The organism is Phytomonospora endophytica (assembly GCF_014202425.1).
Classification (GTDB): domain Bacteria; phylum Actinomycetota; class Actinomycetes; order Mycobacteriales; family Micromonosporaceae; genus Phytomonospora; species Phytomonospora endophytica.
This window is the reverse complement of the sequence record NZ_JACHGT010000011.1, coordinates 275,794-289,604: the sequence shown is the minus strand read 5'-3', so window position 1 is coordinate 289,604 and position 13,811 is coordinate 275,794. Positions and strand designations below refer to the sequence as shown.

The window sequence follows — 13,811 nt, the reverse complement described above, 5'->3', positions numbered from 1 at the left end:
GACAGTCAAGGGAAAGAGCGCCCTTGACAGCCCCAGAACCTTCGTGTTGCACCAATCCCTGGCCGAAGCGACGGAGACACACGCAAGTGGATCGAAGGGGTCCGATCGCGCTACGCGCGACAACAACCACCCCACCCCCCAAAGGGTGCGGCCCAGCCACAGACACCCCTTCCCCGGCAAACGGCGAGCGCCGGAGGGAAGCGAAGGCAACGTGCGACAGCGAACGCAAGCACTAAATGCGAACACGACGACAAACACGAGAGGTAGACGCAGGGACGAACCCAAACACGACGGGTGCGTGCAAGCACGAAGGCGAGCGCGGAAAGTGAGTGGTGAGTGGGAGCGAGCGCGCGTCACGGATACGAGCACGAAGGCAAGCGCAACACGTAGAGACGAACACGAAGGCAAGCCCGAACGCCAAGTGCGAGAACCAGCGCGAACTCAAGCGCGGCTGCCATGCCAACCAAGGACGGACGCGACCGCAAGTGACGAGCGCAACCACAACCCCCATGCCAGAACGCCCCCACAAGCCCCCTCTCGCGCACCCCACCACACCCCCAGGCACCCACGCCGGTACGACGCTTCAGCCCCGTAACGCGAACGCGGACACGAGCGCAGACACGACCGCCTCCCCGCCCCTCACCCCACCCCCGCCCGGGGCCCCGGCACCACACCAGGCCCGGCCACAACGCCCGCACCCCCGACCGCACCCCCCACCCCTGGCAGCACCCCCCGTTCGGCGAAGACCTTCCGCACGACCCCCATCGCGTTGAGCACGCGCGGGAACCCCACGTACGAGGCCGCGTGCATCACCGTCTCGACGATCTCCCCCGGCGCCAGTCCCACGTTCAGCCCCAGCTCCACGTGGATCTCCAGCTGCGGTTCACACCCCCCGATCGCCGTCAGCGTCGCGATGGTCGCCAGTTGCCGTTGCTCCGGCGAGAGCGCGGGCCGCGTGTACATGTCCCCGTACGCGAATTCCACGATCAGTCGTTTGAGGTCCGGGGCGACGTCGTGGAAGGTGTCGAGTGCGTCGTGGACCACTGAGCCGCCGAGTTCTGCGAGTTGTCGCGAGCCGCGCGCGTAACGATCGGTCACCGGTCGCCTCCCTGGTCCACTGTGGACCTTGAAGGTTAGTCGGCTCGTCGCAGTCCGTACAGCTCCGCCATGAGGATGGTGCGGTCGTCGCGGGCGTCGGGCGGGGTGGCGGCCATGATCCGGTCGCACTGCTCCGACAGCGAGCGCCTGCTGCCGAGTTGCTGGAGCAGTCTCTTGATCCCGTCGTCGAGTGGTGTGCTGCGGGACTCGACGACGCCGTCGCTGTACAGCAGGAGCCTGGTGCCCGGCGGGGTGTTCAGCGGTTCGCTGCGGTATTCGGCTCCGGGGATGGCGCCGAGCATGGGGCCGGACTGGATCTCCAGGGGGTAGGCGACGCCGCCGGGCGGCTCGATGATGATGGGCGGGTGTCCCGCACTGGCGATGGCGCAGCGGTGCTGCAGGGGGTCGTAGAGCACGTACATGCACGTCGCCATGGCGTTGTCACCGAAGGTGAGCGCGATGTCGTTGAGGCGGGTGAGCAGCGCGGCCGGTTCGAGGCCGATCGACGCGAGGCTCTGCACGGCGGTCCGGTAGCGGCCCATCGCGGCGGCGGCGGCGATGCCGTGGCCGATGACGTCGCCGACGACGAGGCACAGTCGCCGTCCCGGCAGCACCATCGCGTCGAACCAGTCGCCGCCGGCCTGCCTGCTGCGGCTGTTGGGCAGGTACCGGTAGGCGAGGTCGGCCTCCGGGGCCTGCGGCAGCCGTTCGGGCAGGAGGCTGAGCTGGAGGATCAGCGCGGCCTGCTTCTCTTCGCGGTAGAGGCGCGAGTTGTCGACGGCCAGGGCGGTCCGGTTGGCGATCTCCTGGGCGAGCAGGAGGTCGTCGTGGTCGAAGGGTTCGCGGTCGCTCATGCGCATGCAGCTGAGCGCGCCGAGGGTCACGTCGCGGGCCCGCAGGGGCGCGACGATGAACGAGTGCGCCCCCAGTTCGCGCATGTCGCCGACTCGTCCGCTGGGGTCGTCGACCTCGGGGATCCTGCCGCCGGGGATCTGGATGAGCTGGGCGCGGTTGTCGCGCAGGACCGTGGCGAAGCCGTGCGTCTCGAAGGCCTGGCGCGGGTTCTGCACGTTGATGAGCCGCTCGGTGGTCTCGTCGACGAAACGCGCGGCGCCGCCGAGGCGGTGCAGCAGCGACTGCTCGTCGATGGCCGAGGGCACGGTCTCGCCGTTGACGACCTCTTCGAGGACGTCCATCACGGCGAGGTCGCAGAACTCTGCGGTGAGCAGCGTCGCGAGGTCCTGGGCGGCGCCGTGCATGTCGAGGTTGGCGCCCTGCTGCGCGCCGATGCGGCTGAGCAGGAGCAGCCGGTCGCGTCCGCGGGCGGCGTCGAGGACGGGCCGCTCGGCCTCGGAGACGTCGATGATGATCCCGCACAGCCCGAGGGGCATGTCGCGCCAGCTCGTGACCCGGTACCAGGACGCCGACCAGACCTGCTGGTTTCCGGGCAGGCTCGTGGGGCTGCCGGGGATGCGCACGTCGACGATCGGTTCGCCGGTGCGGAGGACCTCGCCGAGCAGGACCTCGTATTCGTCGAGGTCGGCGGAGTCCATGACCTCGCGGATGTGGCGGCCGATGTGGTCGGCGATGGGCCGTCGGTTGAGGTCGGCGAGCGCCTGGTTGAGCATCAGGTACCGCAGGTGCTCGTCGAGCATGACGAAGCCGAACATCGACTGGTGGAAGAAGGCGTCGAGTCCGCCGAGGTGGTCGACGGTGGCGCGGGCGTCGCCGAGGTCGATGGCCTGGAGGATGTAGGCGCCGCTGCCGTCGGGAAGGGGGATGGGGTGGGTGCGGATGCAGGCGATGCGGACGCTGCCGTCGGCGCGGCGGATGGGGATGATGCCGGAGCGGCCCTTGGCGGCGAGGCGGGTGAATTCGCTGCTGGTGAGGGGGACGGAGGCGCCGGTGAGGATGTGCACGTCGCGGCCGATGATCTCGGCTCGGGTGAAGCCGGTGAGTTGTTCGGCGACGGGGTCGAAGTAGCTGACGCGGCCGGCGCTGTCGACGATGACGGTGGCGTGGCGGAGGGCGCTGGTGAACTCGGCGGCGGTCTCGACGGCGCTGGGCCCGGCGATGTGGTCCAGTCCGCGCGGGTGTTCCCCGGCGAACTGGATGTGGACGTTTCCTTCGTCCGGTGTCGCGGCCTCGGTGTTCCCGGTGGCCGGGTCGTCACTCCCCCCGATCATTCGTGAATGATATGTGGCTTTTACGCCGGAACATGCTGATTGTCTAGGAAGGGTGCGGCGGGGGTTCGCGGCCGCACCCTTCGACGGGTCTCAGGCCCGCTTGGGTTGCGCGAGGCCCGCCGCGACCACGAGGGGTGCGAGCGCGACGAGCCACCAGAAGCCCGCTCCGGAGTGGAGCAGCAGCGCGATGACGGCGACGCCGAGCGCGGCCCCGACCTGGTTGAGGATGTAGATGGCGCCGGTCGCGCTGGGCACGGACGCGGCGGGGACCGAGCGGTAGACCGCCGACATCGACGGTGCCCCGATCAGCCCGAAACCGAAACCGGTGACGACCGCGACGGGCACCAGCGCCGCGATCGGCGCGTGTGTCCCGGCGAGCGCGAACACGAGTCCGCCGGCTCCGGCGAGGAGTCCGCCGACGGGCACGAGCGGCCGGGCGCCGATCCTGTCGCTGAGGCGCCCGGCGAAGGGCATGCCGAGGAAGGCGCCGACGCCGACGGGGGCGAGCAGCAGCCCGGTCTGGAGGACGCCGAGTCCGCGGGTCTGCTGGAAGTGCAGGGGGAGGGCGAAGAGCAGGGAGAAGAGCATCGCACCGACGAGGAACATCGACACGACCGAGGCGGTGAAGCCGCGTGAGGCGAACAGGCGGACGTCGAGGAGGGGCGTGCCGGTCGCGCGGAGGGCGTGGACGACGTAGGCGATGAGGAGGGCCGCGCCGGCGCCGAGTCCGATGAGGACGCGCGGGTGGGCGAAGCCGTCGGCCGAGGCCTGGGACAGGCCGTAGACGACGGCGGCGAAGCCGGGCGGGAGGAGCAGCAGGCCGCGGACGTCGAGGCGGGCGCGTTCGGGTGAGGTGGAGGCGGGTGGGTCGGCGGGCAGGAGCCGGGCGCTGAGGATCATCGCGGCCAGGCCGATGGGCAGGTTGACCAGGAAGATCCACTGCCAGGGCAGGTGCGCCAGGAGCAGGCCGCCGAGCATCGGGCCGAAGACGGGCCCGAGGGGGATGAGCGAGCCGATGACGCCGAGGAGTCGTCCGGCGCGCTGGGGCCCGGCGAGGCGGGCGAGGATCGTCAGCATCGTCGGTTCGAGCAGGGCTCCGCCGACGCCCTGGAGGACGCGGAAGGCGATGAGCGCGCCGACCGACCAGGAGAACGCCGACAGCAGCGACCCGGCGAGGAAGATCGCGAGCCCGGCGAGCCAGACGCGTTTGCCGCCGAAGCGCTCGGCCGCCCAGCCGGAGACGGGGACGGTCAGCGCGAAGGCGAGCAGGTATCCGGTGGCGACCCATTCGATGGAGGACAGGGGCGCCTCGAAGCGCCGTCCGAGGGTGTCGACGGCGACGTTGACGATGGTCGCGTCGAAGATCGCCATGATCGCGCCGATGACCATCGCACCGACGGTGGCGAGGAGACGGCGATCGAAACGAGTGGGCGGCTCAGCTGCGCTTTCAGGCTCAATCTGCACGGTCGTGTTCATTGAATCTGCCGACATGGTCACAATCTCCGTACCTACTCGTACATGAATTTGAACTGATGAGTTCAACATAGTAGGCCCTCACGTAAGCTGGCGTCCATGACCCCGTCCGCACCCGCTCCCACCCGCGGCCGCATCGACAAGCGGCGGGCGATCCTCGACGCCGCGATCACGGTCTTCGCCCGCGACGGATACGCCCAGGCGAGCGTCGACGCGATCGCCGCGGAGGCCCGGGTCGCCAAACCGACGATCTACAACCACCTCGGCGGCAAGGAGAACCTCTTCCGGACCGCCATGGTCGAGGCCGCCGAGGAATCGCGCCGCAAGGTCCTGGCGACGCTGGAGGGTTTCCCGACCGACCCGGCCGGGCCCGAGGCACTGCGCACCGACCTCAACGCCATCGCCTGGCAACTCGTCGACTGCATGCGCAGCGCCGCCGGCTGGGCCATGTCCCGGCTGCTCTACGCCGAGGCCGCCCGCTTCCCCGACGTGTACGACGCCGTGCAGGCCGAAGGCGGGCGTCAGGTCAACGACGCCCTCGCCGGGCGGCTCGCCCGGCTCGCCAACGCCGGGCACCTGGAGATCCCCGACCCCCTGCGCGCCGCCCGCCACTTCATGGCGCTGATCTCCGCCGACATCCCCGGGCTCAGCGCGCTGGGCACGCGCGCGGTCGCCGACAAGGTGCTGCGCGAGTCGATCGCCGACGGCGTGGACACGTTCCTGCGAGCGTTCGCGAAGGCGTGACCGGCGCGGCGCCGGGCGCGAAGCGACACTCGGCCGGCGCTCTCAGGCGGCGGTGTGCGGGTTCGTCAGGCCCGCGACGCGCGCGGCAGGTCCACCCGGAACGCCGCCCCGCCCAGCGGCGACTCCCCCAGCCGCACGGTCCCGCCGTGCGCGGCCACCACGTCCCGGACGATCGCCAGCCCGAGACCGGCACCGCCGTCATCGCGGGAACGGGCGTCGTCGAGGCGCACGAAGCGGTCGAAGACGCTCGCGCGCCGCTCCGGCGGGATGCCCGGCCCGTCGTCCTCGACGAGGAGCACGACCCCGCGCCCCTCCGCGCGCAAGGTCACCGCCACCGTCGACCGGGCGTGCCGTTGCGCGTTGTCCATGAGGTTTCCCAGCACGCGTTCGAGTTGACCGCGAATCCCGTTCACGCCCAGCTCCTCCTCGACGCCGAGCCGCACGGGAAACTCGTCGGCCGCGGCCCGCCTGGCCACGGTCTCCCGCACCGTCTCGGTCAGATCGACCGGCGCGGCCGTCGCGCCCTCACCGGCGTCGAGCCGCGCCAGGAGCAGCAGGTCCGTCGCCAGACGCTGGAGCCGGACGACGTCGTCGAGCAGCCCGTCGGGCCGCAACAGCTCGGGGTGCGCGGCACCGACCTCCAGCTGCGCGCGCAGGGTCGCGATGGGGCTGCGCAGTTCGTGCGAGGCGTCGGCGATGAACCGGCGCTGCCGGTCCACCGAGGACTCCAGCTGCGCCAAGGTCGCGTTCGTCGTGCGCGCCAGATCGCCGATCTCGTCGCGCGACGGCGGTTCGGGCACCCGCCGCGACAGGTCGCCCGCCGTGATCGACGCCAGCTCGGCACGGATCGCCGCGACCGGCCGCAGCGCCCGCCGCGTCACCAGCCACGTCACCACCGCCACGACCAGCAGGATCCCCGGCAGCGCGACGAGCATGTACCGCGCGGCGTCGGCGACCGCCTTGTTCTGCGTCGCCAGCGACGCACCCGCGTAGACGACGTACTGCGTGCCGCTCGGCATCGTGACCGTCACCGCCGCGAAGCGGAACGGGCCGTCCTCACCGGGCACGTCGAGGGTCTCGTAGGCCGCCTCGGGCTCGACCGTCCCCGCGTACTCGGTGTCGTCGTCATCGTCGTCATCGGTGGAGGACGCACCGTCGGGCTCACCGGCGAAGTCGAGGACCATCGCCGCCTCGGTCAGATCCTCGCTCTCGGCGAGCACCCCGCGCGGACCGCCGATCTGGAGCAGGACGTCGTCCTCCGTGGCCTCAGCCTTGTTCGGGGCGGTGCCCGCCGCGAGCTGCGCGCCGACCTCCCGCGCGGCGAGCTCGGCCTGGGCCTGGGCGCCGTCGATGAGGTTCGCGCGGAGCAGCCCGACGACGGCCGCACCGGCGACGAGCAGCACGACGGCGACGACGAGCGTCGCGCCGAGGGTCGTGCGCCAGCGGACCGACTGGGGCAGGAGGCGCGCGATGGAGAAGCGGGCGGTGGATTCAGCGGCCATCGGCGCTCCCGGCGGACTCCGCGCGACCGAAGACGTCGGCGAGCGCCCACGCCCGGCGATCGCGCCGGGAGCCGTCCACGAATCCCCTACCCACCGTCGGCCGCCAGCCGGTACCCGGCACCGCGCAGGGTCGTGATCGCGCTGCGCCCGAAAGGGGTGTCGATCTTGCGGCGGATGTTGGAGATGTAGACCTCGACGATGTTGACGTCGCCGTCGTAGGTGAAGTCCCATACGTGTTCGAGGATGTCGGCCTTCGACACGACCTCCCCGACCCGGTGCGACAGGTACTCCAGGACCGCGAACTCCTTCGCGGTCAGCCCGACCTCGGTGTCGCCGCGCAGGACCCGCTTCGCGGCCGGTTCGACCGTCAGGTCCCCGAAGCGCCACACGGTCGGCGCGACCGAGCCCCCGCGACGCCGCAGCAGGGCGCGGATGCGCGCCTGGAGCACGACGTAGGAGAAGGGCTTGGTCAGGTAGTCGTCGGCGCCGGTGTCGAGACCTTCGGCCTCGTCGTACTCGCCGTCCTTGGCGGTGAGCATCAGCACGGGCGTCTCGTCGCCGTCGGCGCGGAGCCTCGCACAGATCTGGTAGCCGTTGAGGCCGGGCAGCATGATGTCGAGGATGATCAGGTCATAGACGCCCGCCCGCGCCCGCGACAGGCCCGTCGGGCCGTCGTTGGCGACGTCGACGGCGTAACCCTCGGCCGACAGGCCGGCGGCGACGACCTCGGCGAGACGCTTCTCGTCTTCGACTATCAGCAGGCGCATCACCGCAGCGTGACACACCCGGCCTGAAGGCGGGCTGAAGCGGCGCGGGTCTCGGCAAACCCTTGGACACCCCCACCCCGCCGCGACATGATCCCCCCATGTCGCGAACTTTCGAAGAACTCGTCGCCGAGGCCGACGCCGTGTCCGTCGACGGCTGGGACTTCTCCTGGCTCGACGGCCGCGCCACCGAGCAGCGGCCCTCCTGGGGCTACCAGCGCGCGATGGCCGCGCGGCTCGCCGACGCCACCGCCGCCCTCGACCTCGACACTGGCGGCGGGGAGGTCCTCGCCGAGGCGCCCGTCCTTCCCCCGACGATGGCCGCGACCGAGGCCTGGCCCCCGAACATCGCCAAGGCGACCGCCCTGCTCCACCCGCGCGGCGCCGTCCTCGTCGCCGCCGGCGACGACGCGCCCCTGCCTTTCGCCGACGGGGCCTTCGACCTGGTCACCAGCCGCCACCCCGTGCGGACGCGATGGGACGAGATCGCCCGCGTCCTCGCGCCCGGCGGGACGTACTTCTCGCAGCAGGTCGGCCCGGCCAGCGTCTTCGAACTCGTCGAGTACTTCCGTGGTCCCCAGCCCGAAGAGGTCCGCAACGGACGGCACCCGGACAAGGTCCACGGGGAGGCCGCCGCCGTCGGACTGGAGATCGCCGACCTGCGCTACGAGGAACTCCGCACCGAGTTCTTCGACATCGGCGCCGTCGTCTACTTCCTGCGCAAGGTCATCTGGATGGTCCCCGGCTTCACCGTCGAGGAGTACCGCGACCGGCTGCGCGACCTGCACGAACTGATCGAACGCGAAGGACCCTTCGTGGCGACGACGACGCGGTTTCTGCTGGAGGCGCGCAAACCTTAGCGCCGTACCCGCGTCGTTTCCCGTCCTCCCCGCGAGGCACCCGCTGGAGGCGCGCAAGCTCCAGCGCGAGCCTGAAGCCTCCCTTCAGCCCGCTTAAGCGAGGCTTCAGCCCTCCCGGGGCACGGTGGTGACGTAACCAGCCCACGGAGAGGACTCACCATGAAGAAGCTGCTCGGCAAGCTCACCGGCCGCCGCCGCTGGGTCGTGCTCGGCGCTGTCGCCGCCCTGCTCCTCGGCGGAGCCGCGACGGCCACCGCCGCCGTCGCCGACGACGGCCACGACGACGACAAGACCATCCCCACCAGCTCCGGTCGCGAAGAGAACGACGACGACAACGGCAAGGACGACGACGCGAACGAGATCGGCGACGACGGTGTCGCCCCCGTCGCCACCACCGTCACCCTTGAGCAGGCCGCGAACACCGCGGCCACCGAAGTCGGCGGCGGGGTCGTCTACGAGATCGACCTCGACGGCACCGCCGAGGCCCCCCGCTGGAAGGTGCACGTCTACGGCGCCGACGGCCAGTACCACGAGGTCACCGTCGACGCGAACAACGGCGAGGTCACCCGGCACGAGGTCGACAACGACGACTAGCCCGGCCGCGAACCCAACGGCCCGGTCCACTGTGGACCGGGCCGCTTTCGTGCTATCCCAGGCGTTGCCGGGCCGCCGCGTTGAAGACCTCCGGGTTCGCCGCCGCCATCGACGCGCGTGTGCGGGCGACCCCCTCCGCGTCCCACCAGGCCACCTCCGGCTCGCCACCGGCCACGACCGAACGCGCGATCCCGGCCAGCTCCCCCACCGGCGGGTAACGCGTCTCGGCGTACTCCAGCAGCTCGGGCAGCTCCTCGACGTTGCCCATGACCAGGTGATGCAGCAGCCAGTAGGCCTGAAGGTGCGGCCATTCGCGGCAGGCCGCGCGCTCGGCCTCCCAGTCGGCGATCCGGGCCGCGCCGGGGTGCTCGCCACCGCCCCGCGACACCCCCGTGAGATGCAGGACGACCCAGGCCAGCCGCGGCACGAGCCCGAGGACGTCGAGATGTGCCGGAGGCTTCGGCTCCTCCCGGTCGTCGAGCAGGTGGAACGCCCGGTTCCAGCGCTCGCGCAGCGCCGGGCGCAGCACCGAGTCCCCGTCGTCGGCCAACGTCCGCTGCAGGAAACCGGCCAGCGAGACGTAGGTGGCACGATGCGCGTCGTCGTCCTGGTTGTAGGCGTAGACCCGGCTCAGGCCCTGCTCCCCGGCCACCCAGGCGGCGTGGTGGACGTCCTCCTCGGCCGCGTGCACCACCGACACCGGCAGGAACAGGCCCTCCAGACGGCCGAGCCGCGGCCCTCCCCGAGAGGCGAGGAGCTCGGCGAGGCCGGGATCGGCGGCGGCGAGGAACTCCCCGTCGAAGGCGGTCTCCGGCAACTCCCCGGCGAGCTCCAGCCAGCGGTCGAACTCCGGCGACAGGCGGGCGCCGAGAACCTCACGGACCGGCCAGGTGCCCGTCGCGGCCCCACCGCCTTCGACACGGACGGCCTCCGCGGTCTCGTCGAGCGCGCCCGGACCGGTCTCGACCAGGGCTTCCTCGACGGTCATGCCGCTGACGTCCAGGCCCGCGATCCACTCCCGGTAGGCCGGATCGGCCACGACCTCGCCGAAACCGGCGAAGTCGGCGTCGGCGGCGAGGGTGTCGCGCACGAGCGCGAAGGCGTCCTCGACCAGCCCGAGCCGCACCAGCGCGTGGAACAGCGTGACCCGGGCCGCGCAGGGCCCGAAGTGGTGCTCGCGCGCCATCGCCTGACGGCTGAGGACCACCGCGGTCGCCGGGTCGCCGTCGTCGAGTTTGATCGCCGCCAGCCAGCCCAGTGCCCGCGACTGCGCCCGATAGCAGGAGAAACCCTCCGGTGAGAAGACCACGGGGTGGTCCCCCGCCTCGCCGACGATCGCCAGCAGCTCCCGCCGCTCGGCGTCGGCACCCGCGTCCCCGGCGAGGACCTCGGCGAGCACGCTCCCGGCGTGGACGACCTCCTCGACGGTGTCGGCCCGGTCCCAGAACGCGCGGGCGGCGGTCAGCGCCTCGTCGGCGCGGCCGTCGCGCATCGCGGTCACCGCGGCGGCGTGGTCGGCGCCGAGGAACCAGCGGCGGTCGAGTTCACGGCCGTTGCGGACCTCGCGCTCACCGAGGGGCGTGCCGTCGGGCGACCAGTAACGCCACAGTCCCTGCTCGCCATCGCCGTCGACGACGCCGAGGGCCCAGTGGCCGCTGCCTGCGAAGTAGACCGCGGCGGCCGGCACGTTCCCGGGCCGTTCGGGCAGGGGGCCGCCGGTGTCGTCGACCCGGCGTCCCTCCTTGTCGTACCAGCGGCCGGAGAGCGAGCGGCCACCGGCGATGTCGCGTTCGTAGCGCCACACGTTGGCGGGCATCGCGTGGACGGGGAAGGCGAGTTCGGTGGTCGCACCCGTCGAACGGAAGCAGGCGTCGACGCCGGAGAGCTCACCGTGGACGAAGGTGCCGGAGCGGGAGACCTCGCCGTTCTCGTGGTAGCGCTTGAACCAGCCGTGCGGGACGCCGTCGGTGTACGAGCAGTGGTTGACGAGGGTGCCGTCGGGTCGCCAGTACGTGACCACGCCCTGCATGCGGCCCCGTTCGTCACGCTCGGCGAGGACCCATTCGCCGTCCTCGGAAGACCAGACCGCCTCGGGGGGAACGCCGTCGGGAATCACGCGCGTCATCGCTTCTCTCCGTTGCCACATAAGAGAAAGGGGGGATAGCGCGCGATCCTGCCAGACCCGTCCGACAGCGTTCAGTCGGCGTAGGCCAACGCCTCGTCCCGTAGTACCTGTGCGCGACGGCCCGAACGCAGGCAGCGAACCCCACACCAGGTGAGCGCCGTCCACGCGACGAGATAGCCGACGCCCGGCAGCTCCGTGGCCAGCACTTCCGGCCCGACCCCGCGCGCCGAGGCGAACATGAACGTCAACGCCAGCCCCGAGATCGACGTCGTCGCCAGCACCGTGAAGATCGCCGTCGCCGCGGCCCGCGCGAAGACCGGCCGGAACTCGAACCACCGCGACCCGAAACGCAGCGCCAGCGAACCCACCACCGCGGCCAGCACGACCGTCCACGCGATCAGATCCACCGACAGCGACAACAGCCACGTGCCCACCGGCGGTTCGTGCGCCAACGGCGGCGCGTCCTTCCACTGCAGCCAGGCCAGCACATTGCCCGCCGGGACCAGCAGGCCCAGGAACAGCAACGACCGGCGCGTCACCGTCGCCGCGAGCTCGACCTGATACCCGGGCGCGACCACCGCGACCGGCCCGAACTCCTCCACCGCCAGGCGCGCGGCCTCCCCCGCCTCGGCACCGTCGGCCTCATGGGCCTCGGCACTGTCCTCAAGACCGTGCCTGGCCTCCCGCAGCAGATCATCGACCCGCCGCCGTGAACCGGTCAGCGACGACCGCAGCTCCGCCAGGTAAGCCGGGATGGCCGCGTCGGTACGGGCGAGGACACGCGTCATGGCCTCATTCTCACCCGGGAAACCCCGAAACCGCGTCGGGGATGTCACCCATTTCACGACGGCCACCACACCCCGCACCGGGCCTGCGTAGCCTGACGGTGTGCACGGCATGATCAAACTCTGGTTCAACCCCGGACGCCTCAACGACGAAGGCGTCGCCCCCGACTACCGCTTCTCCCTGGCCAACGAGCGCACCTTCCTCGCCTGGATCCGCACCGCCCTCGCCCTCGTCGCCGGCGGCATCGCCATCGCCCAGTTCCTGTCCGCCGACCGCTGGGGCGCCCTCCGCGACGTACTCGCCGTCGGCCTCATCGCCATCGGCGCCGCCTGCGCCCTGCGCGCCGTCGCCCGCTGGCTCCACTGCGAATGGGCCATGCGGCACGGACAAGACCTGCCCCCGACCCGGTTCCCCGCCGCGCTGGCCCTGGTGATCGCCTTCGGAGCCGTCGCCGTGCTCGTGTACGTGCTCTTCACCTCGAAGGCCGGGTGACATGAGCGGCCTCGCCGCCGAACGCACCCGCCTCGCCTGGCGGCGCACCGTCCTGTCGTTCTCCGTGGCGATCGTGCTGTTCTGCAAACCCGCCTTCACCGGCGTCGTCCGGCGCGCCGACATCGTCATCATCGCCGTCACCGCACTGCTCTGGGTACTCGCCACCATCGCCGGCCACCGCAGAATCGTCGACATGGACGACGAAGCACCCGCCGCCATGCGGCCCCGAACCGCCTACGCGCTCGCCGGACTCGTACTCCTACTGGCCGTAGCCGGGCTCGCGATCACCTTCATGTGACAACTCCCGCGCCCGCTCCATCCGCCGCACCACCACACCCAGGATCTGATCCACCGGGCACGGGCCGTGCTGCTTCGAATCACCGCTGTGCGGGTGATCGCCGATCACCAGAATGTGACCCTCCGGGACGACGTCCCCATGCCCCTTCACCCGCTCGTCCATCGGATCACCAGGCATCGCCACAGCCCGCTTGATGTACCAACCCGACGCCCGCAGATTCCGGCCCGCCGGCGGCGACAACGCCCAACCCTGCGACCCCGCCACACGCGGCTCCCGGATCACCACGATCTGATCACGCCGCAAACCCCGGCGCCCCCGCCGAATCAGGACACGGTCCCCCGGCGCCAACGTCGGCGTCATACTGCTCCCCTCGACGGTGATCGCGACGTAAGTGCGATGAACCCACCACGCGGCACCCGCCACGACCAGCAACAACACCCCGAACAACGAGAACAACCACGGCATCGACAACACCTCACCTCAAGACAACCATTCTCTGTCGCGACAGCGAACGAAACCACCCCGCGGGAGTGGGGAAGCTGGAGACATACATCCCCTGCGCGGGGAACTCGCGAACCGGGCCACGGGGCCGGGTGGGCCTGTGCCTGTTTGGGCGGCGCGAACGAAACCGCCTGAAAGGCATGGGATCGGGCTGCGGCCCGCCGCCGGTGCCGGGTCCCCGGCCTGGGCGCGGAAACGCGGCCCGGTCCCCGGCGTGGGCGGGCGAGCGAAGAGAGACACGCCCGTCGCAAGACGGCTGCGGCCGGGTTCCCGGCGTGGGCCGGTGAACGAACACGGCCCCGGCCTCGGTGGGTGAGCTTGAAGGGCCTGTGCCTGTTCGGGCGGCGCGAACGAAACCGCCTGAAAGGCATGGGATCGGGCTGCGGCC

The 13,811-nt window shown here is 71.3% G+C and carries 13 protein-coding genes; 5 read left to right on the top strand and 8 right to left on the bottom strand.

Annotated elements, in window-relative coordinates:
• Window positions 1-639 precede the first annotated feature (639 nt).
• The 3 genes from HNR73_RS25185 to HNR73_RS25175 form a co-directional block, all read right to left on the bottom strand.
• Window positions 640-1,098, bottom strand: coding sequence for a carboxymuconolactone decarboxylase family protein (locus HNR73_RS25185; protein ID WP_184790071.1), 459 nt, complete (start codon window positions 1,096-1,098; stop codon window positions 640-642).
• Between the two features lie 35 nt (window positions 1,099-1,133).
• Window positions 1,134-3,284 (bottom strand): SpoIIE family protein phosphatase, encoded by a 2,151-nt coding sequence (locus HNR73_RS25180; protein ID WP_184790070.1) that lies wholly within the window; start codon window positions 3,282-3,284, stop codon window positions 1,134-1,136.
• Between the two features lie 90 nt (window positions 3,285-3,374).
• The gene (locus HNR73_RS25175; protein WP_184790069.1) at window positions 3,375-4,775 is read right to left on the bottom strand and encodes a DHA2 family efflux MFS transporter permease subunit; all 1,401 of its coding nucleotides are present in this window, start codon (window positions 4,773-4,775) and stop codon (window positions 3,375-3,377) included.
• 81 nt (window positions 4,776-4,856) lie between these two features.
• Between HNR73_RS25175 and HNR73_RS25170 the strand changes: the two genes are divergently transcribed.
• Window positions 4,857-5,501, top strand: a complete 645-nt coding sequence (locus HNR73_RS25170) for a TetR/AcrR family transcriptional regulator (protein WP_184790068.1) — start codon at window positions 4,857-4,859, stop codon at window positions 5,499-5,501.
• A gap of 65 nt (window positions 5,502-5,566) precedes the next feature.
• Here the strand turns inward: HNR73_RS25170 and HNR73_RS25165 are convergent, their stop codons facing one another.
• A complete protein-coding gene (locus HNR73_RS25165) occupies window positions 5,567-7,003 on the bottom strand; it encodes a sensor histidine kinase (RefSeq protein ID WP_184790067.1) in 1,437 nt (478 codons plus the stop codon).
• Between the two features lie 86 nt (window positions 7,004-7,089).
• Window positions 7,090-7,770, bottom strand: coding sequence for a response regulator transcription factor (locus tag HNR73_RS25160; RefSeq protein WP_184790066.1), 681 nt, complete (start codon window positions 7,768-7,770; stop codon window positions 7,090-7,092).
• A gap of 98 nt (window positions 7,771-7,868) precedes the next feature.
• On the opposite strand from HNR73_RS25160, the gene HNR73_RS25155 reads away from it, so the two are divergent.
• Together HNR73_RS25155 and HNR73_RS25150 are read left to right on the top strand one after the other, a co-directional pair.
• A complete protein-coding gene (locus tag HNR73_RS25155) occupies window positions 7,869-8,627 on the top strand; it encodes a class I SAM-dependent methyltransferase (RefSeq protein WP_184790065.1) in 759 nt (252 codons plus the stop codon).
• 159 nt (window positions 8,628-8,786) lie between these two features.
• The gene (locus HNR73_RS25150) at window positions 8,787-9,221 is read left to right on the top strand and encodes a PepSY domain-containing protein (RefSeq protein ID WP_184790064.1); all 435 of its coding nucleotides are present in this window, start codon (window positions 8,787-8,789) and stop codon (window positions 9,219-9,221) included.
• Between the two features lie 52 nt (window positions 9,222-9,273).
• Here the strand turns inward: HNR73_RS25150 and HNR73_RS25145 are convergent, their stop codons facing one another.
• Together HNR73_RS25145 and HNR73_RS25140 are read right to left on the bottom strand one after the other, a co-directional pair.
• Window positions 9,274-11,346: a toxin-antitoxin system YwqK family antitoxin gene (locus HNR73_RS25145; RefSeq protein WP_184790063.1), complete on the bottom strand. Its 2,073-nt coding sequence runs from the start codon at window positions 11,344-11,346 to the stop codon at window positions 9,274-9,276.
• Window positions 11,347-11,417: 71 nt separating this feature from the next.
• On the bottom strand, window positions 11,418-12,134 hold the full coding sequence (locus HNR73_RS25140) for a permease prefix domain 1-containing protein (protein WP_184790062.1): 717 nt from the start codon (window positions 12,132-12,134) through the stop codon (window positions 11,418-11,420).
• 109 nt (window positions 12,135-12,243) lie between these two features.
• Here HNR73_RS25140 and HNR73_RS25135 point away from each other — a divergent pair, with 109 nt between their 5' ends.
• Window positions 12,244-12,624, top strand: coding sequence for a YidH family protein (locus HNR73_RS25135; protein WP_184790100.1), 381 nt, complete (start codon window positions 12,244-12,246; stop codon window positions 12,622-12,624).
• A 1-nt stretch (window position 12,625) separates the two neighbouring features.
• A complete protein-coding gene (locus tag HNR73_RS25130; protein ID WP_184790061.1) occupies window positions 12,626-12,922 on the top strand; it encodes a DUF202 domain-containing protein in 297 nt (98 codons plus the stop codon).
• Here HNR73_RS25130 and HNR73_RS25125 read toward each other — a convergent pair.
• Window positions 12,884-13,387, bottom strand: coding sequence for a S26 family signal peptidase (locus HNR73_RS25125; protein ID WP_184790060.1), 504 nt, complete (start codon window positions 13,385-13,387; stop codon window positions 12,884-12,886). The two genes, HNR73_RS25130 and HNR73_RS25125, sit on opposite strands and share 39 nt — an antisense overlap.
• Window positions 13,388-13,811: the final 424 nt, after the last annotated feature.

Coding starts and splice junctions, on each gene's coding strand:
- HNR73_RS25180 (WP_184790070.1), bottom strand. CDS start 3,284: ATGATCGGGGGGAGTGACGACCCGGCCACCGGGAACACCGAGGCCGCG.
- HNR73_RS25175 (WP_184790069.1), bottom strand. CDS start 4,775: ATGTCGGCAGATTCAATGAACACGACCGTGCAGATTGAGCCTGAAAGC.
- HNR73_RS25170 (WP_184790068.1), top strand. CDS start 4,857: ATGACCCCGTCCGCACCCGCTCCCACCCGCGGCCGCATCGACAAGCGG.
- HNR73_RS25165 (WP_184790067.1), bottom strand. CDS start 7,003: ATGGCCGCTGAATCCACCGCCCGCTTCTCCATCGCGCGCCTCCTGCCC.
- HNR73_RS25160 (WP_184790066.1), bottom strand. CDS start 7,770: ATGCGCCTGCTGATAGTCGAAGACGAGAAGCGTCTCGCCGAGGTCGTC.
- HNR73_RS25155 (WP_184790065.1), top strand. CDS start 7,869: ATGTCGCGAACTTTCGAAGAACTCGTCGCCGAGGCCGACGCCGTGTCC.
- HNR73_RS25150 (WP_184790064.1), top strand. CDS start 8,787: ATGAAGAAGCTGCTCGGCAAGCTCACCGGCCGCCGCCGCTGGGTCGTG.
- HNR73_RS25145 (WP_184790063.1), bottom strand. CDS start 11,346: ATGACGCGCGTGATTCCCGACGGCGTTCCCCCCGAGGCGGTCTGGTCT.
- HNR73_RS25140 (WP_184790062.1), bottom strand. CDS start 12,134: ATGACGCGTGTCCTCGCCCGTACCGACGCGGCCATCCCGGCTTACCTG.
- HNR73_RS25135 (WP_184790100.1), top strand. CDS start 12,244: ATGATCAAACTCTGGTTCAACCCCGGACGCCTCAACGACGAAGGCGTC.
- HNR73_RS25130 (WP_184790061.1), top strand. CDS start 12,626: ATGAGCGGCCTCGCCGCCGAACGCACCCGCCTCGCCTGGCGGCGCACC.
- HNR73_RS25125 (WP_184790060.1), bottom strand. CDS start 13,387: ATGCCGTGGTTGTTCTCGTTGTTCGGGGTGTTGTTGCTGGTCGTGGCG.